Raw genomic sequence first — 6,485 nt, forward strand, 5'->3', positions numbered from 1 at the left:
TTCTTTGACATAATAGCTGCTAAAGCTGCGCTTACTTCTGGAGTTGCTAAACTTGTTCCAAAAGAAAGTGTATAACCATCTGGAAAGTCAGCAGCTTTGCCTAGTGGAGAAACTAGCGATGTAGGGTAATAAGTCATCATCATTTCACGAGCATCAATTTGTCCTGTTATTTTGTAATTGTCACCATATCCTCCTGCAGGACCATATATAGATACATTAGACCCATAATTAGAATAGTCAGCAATATCACCACTCTTTTTTGTAGCTCCGACGGTAATTACAGACTCTAGTCCTCCTGGTATATGTTTTTCATTACCAGTGCTTATATCACGCGACTCATTTCCTGCTGATGCAACAATTAGAATGTTATTTTTTCTTGCATAGTTAACAGCTTTTCTGAATGCTTCTACAGTAAATCTTTCGTCGTCTATTTCCATATTTTTATATGATCCAAGACTCACATTTATTATATCTACTTGATCATTTGTAGCATCAACTATAGCTTTAAGCATATTTATAGAGTTTCCATCTGTCCCATCCATCACCTTATAAGAATTTAAATTTACTCTTGGAGCAATCGTGTCTATTACTCCAGCAACTTGTGTACCATGACCATATTCATCTAACTCAATATCATTAACATAGTTTTTTAATCTTAGGTTATTGTCTTGAAGATTAGGATGAAGCCTATCAATCCCCGAGTCAATTAGAGCTATGGTTATATCTTTCCCTAGTTGTTCTTTCACTGGATCAATATGAGATAAAATTTTTTTATATGGCCAATTAAAAGACTTAAAATCTTTGTTTAAAATATTAATGTTTAAAATAGAACTATTAACTTCTTCAGGTTTAAAATCTGGTAATTTTTTCCCTTCCGAAACATTAAAATATTTACCTATAAACTTCCTATCACTATCATCCAGGTTTTTAAAACTAACTAATCCTATTTCCTGTATATAATCTACTTTTTCAGAAGATAATTCAGACTCAATTTCTTCTATAGCAGTTGTTTGCGAATTATCAATAAAAAATGAAATATTATTTGAGAGATCTGATGCATAACCTGTTGTTCCTAATGTTAAAAAAATATATGAGATTAAAATATAAGTCAATCCTCTTTTTTTCATTTTGTACCTCCAAATTGTTGTTTTTTGTAATACAGTGAACGATATAACTCGCTATTTTCAATAAGATCTTCATGCTTTCCAATACATACTATTTCACCATTATCCATTAATATAATTTTATCAAAGTTTCTCACCGTACTAATTCTGTGAGCAACAGTAATAACTGTTCTTTTCTCATCTAATAAATTAGAAAAAACTTCAAATTCTGAAATATTATCCATTGCAGATGTAGGTTCATCTAAAAGTAATGTATTCACATTAGAATAGAACGCTCTAGCTAAAGCAATCTTTTGCCTTTGACCACCAGAGAAATTACTACCATTTTCTGATACTATAGTTTTCTCATACTGAGGAATTCCTAAAAGTACCTCATCCATTTTTGATTTACTCATACTTTCTTTTAGTCTTTTTTTCTCATTTATAGAAGAATTCGGTTTAAACTCTAAAGAAATATTTTTTTCGATAGTTTCATTAAAAATATGCGCATTTTGATTAACATAAAAAATGTTTCTTCTATTATTGGAGTTGTTTGATAAAGGATAGCCTTCATACAATATTTCTCCATTAGAAGGTTGTAACAATCCAGCCAATAGTTTTAGTAAAGTAGATTTCCCTGACCCACTTCTACCAACAATAGCAACTTTATCCCCTTTTCTTATGTCAAAAGAAATACCATTTAAAATATTTTTTTCAAAAACAGATATAGTATAGTAAACATTATTAACCCTATAAATAAACTCTTCTTTTCCAACATTTCCTTTTTTATTATTAAAATCATTTTTTTCTTCATAAGTTAAAACTTCAGATAATTTTTGAAAATATACATTTAATAGTAGAAAGTCATTATAAGAGGAAACCAAACTTAGAATTGGCTTCATAACCATTGTTACTATAGAAACAAAACCAATTAGTGATCCTAATGACAAAGAATTGTTGATTATTAATTTAATACCTATTATTAAAAATAGAGCTGGCATTACACTTTGTATGATTTCTGGTAATATTCCAAAAATAGCTATATATCTATTTTTATTTTTTGTAATTAATAGTTGAGACGTAAACATGTTTTTCCAATTTAACAAAAAACTCTTTTCTGCATTAGCAGATTTAATGGTTTCAATTCCTTCAATTGCTTCTGTAATAATTCTCTGGACGTTTCCTTGTTCCATTATTTCTTTATCTACAAATCTTTTTATTGTATGCGAATTTATAATACTTAAAAAAGCTATTAAAGAGATTAGAACAAGAGCTATTATTGTCAGTAAAATAGAATAGTTAACCATTAAAAACAAATATATCCCTAAAAAAAGACTATCTATTAAAGTTGTTATTACCTTTTGAGACAATATTTGCCTAATATAAATATTTAAGTTCGCTCTAAACACTAATTCTCCAGTTGATCTATTACTAAAATACATTAGTGGCATACTAAAAAGTTTATCAATATAAGAAAACATTAATTTAAAATCAAATTCATACTGAAATTCTGCTACTACAGAGCTTTTTAAGGATTGAACTACATATAAAACAGAAAAAAAACTAGTTAATATTAATAACAGAACATAGGTAGGAATTTCTTGAAAAGATCTAATATTATCTATCGAATACTTTGTTGCAATAGGAATTAAGAGTAATAAAAGTTGTGAAACAAATGATAATATTATTAAACTAAAGAAATATCTTTTGAATTTTGTAAAAATAAATGACTTTAAAAAAAACTGTTTCCTTTTGCCTTCTTTTTTAGTCTTTTTCTTATGTGCGTATATTAATATATTTGAAAAATTTTTTTTGAATTCTGAAATATCAATCCAGCGTTTATTACTTGCAGGATCTAAGATTAATACTTTCTTCTTTTTTATTTTCTCTATGACCACAAAATGTTGATTATTCCAATAACTTATTACAGGAGTCGGAAGATCTAAATAATTTGAAAAACTTGATTTAAATGTCGATACATCAAATCCATATTCGTCAAAGACAGTACGAATATTCTTGATAGTTAGTCCTCCTTTGGGCACCCCATATTTTTCCCTTAGTTCTACTAGTGTACTTTGATTACCATAATAATTAAGTAGCATAGTGATACATGCCAAAGCACATTCACTATGCTCTCCTTGCGCAACGTACTTCAATCTTTTCATAATTACACCTCTTATAACTCAAAAAGTAATGCATTCGGAATTTCAGAATCTAGGTTTCTCAATAATTCATAACCCACACCACTGATTCCTACAAAGAATCCTAGTGATTCTAAATACTCACTTCCGGCAACCTTTAGTGTATTATTTTTTTCAAAATCATTTAGCATATAGCTAATAAGTTTATTTTTTTTATACTGATAAGTTTCAGGATCTTTTTTAGCTAATTGAATTAGCCCTTCTAAAGTACCTGCATTTCCATGGCACAGACAATCTTTATTTTTATATGCTATGGTTTTATTAATATCTATATTTGAAATGTTATCATCATATAATTCAATTGTCGCTAAAAGTTCACCTACAGTTCCCTTACACCAACTATTGTTTTTAGGTTCTTCTTCAAAGTATGATTCTTTAATTTTATGAAGTAAAGAATTTGCCTTATCTATCCTATTGAATTTTGATAGAAGATGGACATAGCTATATATACCGTGTCCGAATCCTCTGAAATTAAAATAGGGTTCTTCGGATAATTTTTCAAAAATTTCTAATGAAAATTTTCTATATTTTTCATCCTCTGTTATCTCGGATAACAATAATAAAACTTTTATTATACTATTATGCCCGTGGATCCAATCATTTTTTAACTCGCCATTATTTATCGGTTTCTTTTCAATCAACATGTCTGCAATTTCTACGGCTACATTTAAAGAGTTTATATCATTATTTAAGCGGTAATCTACAAGTAAAGGATATATTAAACTTCCTTTTCCAAAAAAAGCTGACAATATATCTTCAGATGGTATTGTATAAATTGAATTTTTTATACATTCAATTACATAGTCATATTTATGATTCTTTGTAATGTATTTAAGAGCCACATAAAATATGAATATACCAGGCAATCCATCGTACATATTATTATTTAGGATTCCCACATTCCAATCTTGATCCAACTTTATGTCAATCCAATTTACAGTATTGGTTTTTTTATTAAAAATAGCTCTCTTGAAAATTTTTTTCTCTATCTTCTGACATGCTTGAATAATTTTACCGTTTAGCTCTAAGCCAGTATAAATATATTTATTTGAATTTTGATTTTTCAAATCATTAATATATTTATATGGATTATAAATATTCAAAGCAATTTCTAGCCAAACGGTTTGAATAGAAATATCTTCATCACAAAGATCATTTATTTTATTTAGGCATCTATTCAGAGCGCTTTCTTGATAAAAATCTTCTACTAAGCACCCGTCACTAGCTATTAATGATGTTTTTGAGATATTGTTATAAAAAATGGGTATGTCTCCATCTATTAAGTCTGAAAATTCGTAATGAACTACCTTTTTATTCTTATATGGATAGGCCCACATATTATGAAGTACTTTTTCTCTCTCTATTGCATTAGAAAAGCAATTAGGATGGTATGAAAATTCCAACATATCAGCATATCTTTGAGTTGGTCTGATTACATTTCTAACTATAAGATTTTGTAAATTATTATTAATATATGCCAATATTTTTTTCTTAGAATCCTTTGCTTTCATTAAAATACTTTTCATACCAGTAACTATATATTTTTCATAGCTGATAAAACTAATTTTTTCATTATTCATAATTGGAGTATTTTTTGCAGTATCCATAATGTGTGTTTGATATTCAAAACGCATTTCATCAGTAAATGTATTTTTAATTTTTAATATCTTGAACGGTACGCTTTGCTCTTTAAAGTTTAACGCACTAAGGTTAACCCCTTCATCCTTCGAATCTGACTTATCTTTCATCGCTAAATATGGTACTAGCCCTGTCACCATTATAGAATCTAAATATTTATATTTAGCATCTACTGTTGCGCTATTACCAAACTCTATAGGAATATTTTGTTGAAAAAAAGTTTCGTTATCTATGATAACAGGGTATTCTCCATGAGCGATTATATTCTCATAGTGTAAGTCTGTAACATTAAATAAGAAAGCTATTCCGATTAGTTTACCATACCTTTCATAATATTTTTTTACTTCTTCTATGTTATTTATTTCTATATTATCTATATATTCTTCATAGAAATAGGTATTTCTAGTAACTTTTTTAACTATATAAATATCTGCCTCTAATTCTTTATTTAAAAATTCAAAAAAATCTCTTAATTTATTCTCGCTATTAATCTTTGGCTTGTATACTATCTTCTTTCCATCAGAAAAAGTTAGTGTAGAAACAGTTTTTCCGCGACTATGAGAGTCTCCCTGTGATTCTGATATAGAGTTAAGCTCTGAGGATTGTATGTTAAAACAATTTTGTATGCTAGGTAAATCTTCAGTCACTCTTATAAGCATTTGTTTAGTATTATCTAAAAAATATCTCATTCTAACAACAGTAATACGCATCAACTCAGGATAGCATGTATAAAAAGCTATTATATCTTTTTTAGAGTTAAATCTTTTTTTTAGATAATAGATAAATCGCTTGCTACTATCATTTCCCTTTAGAGGTTCATTTTTTTTAAAAGTATGCAAATCTAGCACTAATGTTTTACTTGTTAAGTGAATAAGCTCTTGTGTTAAAGTTTCTAATAAATTAATAATGAATTCTTTTGTACAAATATTTAACTCTGAGTTTAAATCAAGTAAAAATAAACGAGCATACTGTAAGAAATATCTAAAAGGATAACTAGCATCTACTTCTAATAATTTCTCTTCACTATCATTATAAGAATCTAAAATGGATTCAAAAAAAATATACCATGATTGATCTTTAATGTATTGAATTGCAACTTCTTTATCAGGAAAGTTTTCAATAGGTGTTATTCCTAATCCAAAATTATCCAGTGATTCATATTTATATTTAATCAAGTAGTCTAAATCATCTTGTTTAAGAACACTTTTTCTTTCTTTCCAAGCTTGTAAATTTTTAATGTCGTACTTCTCTTTACCACTTTGCTTTAGTAAAAAACATCTTTCATTTATGCTTAAAACATTTATTAAATTATCTTCCATGTAAGCACTCCTTTTTTATGTATAAGAGGGCTAGTTTCACTAGCCCTCTTAATATATAAATTAGCAAAATTTAGCTGAAAATAATGCACCTACTCCTAAGCCTATGGTAAAACATGCTGGAGTTGTCTCAGCCTGAACATCTCCACTACCTTGAATCGCTTCCATTTCTTCTAAACTTAACTCTTCAAAAGAAGGACCAACAAGTTCTAATTTATTAGAGTAAT

General features: G+C 28.0%; 4 protein-coding genes. All 4 read right to left on the minus strand.

The features are described from left to right. Window positions 1–1,127: S8 family serine peptidase (locus KQI94_RS15070; RefSeq protein WP_216454565.1), on the minus strand; the 1,127-nt coding region annotated here is incomplete at its 3' end. Further along, complete coding sequence (locus KQI94_RS15075) at window positions 1,124–3,268, minus strand: peptidase domain-containing ABC transporter (protein ID WP_048948052.1); 2,145 nt, start codon at window positions 3,266–3,268, stop codon at window positions 1,124–1,126. The genes KQI94_RS15075 and KQI94_RS15070, both read right to left, overlap by 4 nt. A gap of 11 nt (window positions 3,269–3,279) precedes the next feature. Then, the gene (locus KQI94_RS15080) at window positions 3,280–6,261 is read right to left on the minus strand and encodes a type 2 lanthipeptide synthetase LanM family protein (RefSeq protein WP_002370929.1); all 2,982 of its coding nucleotides are present in this window, start codon (window positions 6,259–6,261) and stop codon (window positions 3,280–3,282) included. 60 nt (window positions 6,262–6,321) lie between these two features. Next, a partial coding sequence (gene cylL-S, locus KQI94_RS15085; protein ID WP_216454567.1) for a lanthipeptide cytolysin subunit CylL-S occupies window positions 6,322–6,485 on the minus strand: 164 nt, incomplete at its 5' end.

Origin of the sequence: Enterococcus sp. S183_ASV_20 (assembly GCF_018919685.1) — a bacterium.
Lineage (GTDB): Bacteria > Bacillota > Bacilli > Lactobacillales > Enterococcaceae > Enterococcus > Enterococcus faecalis.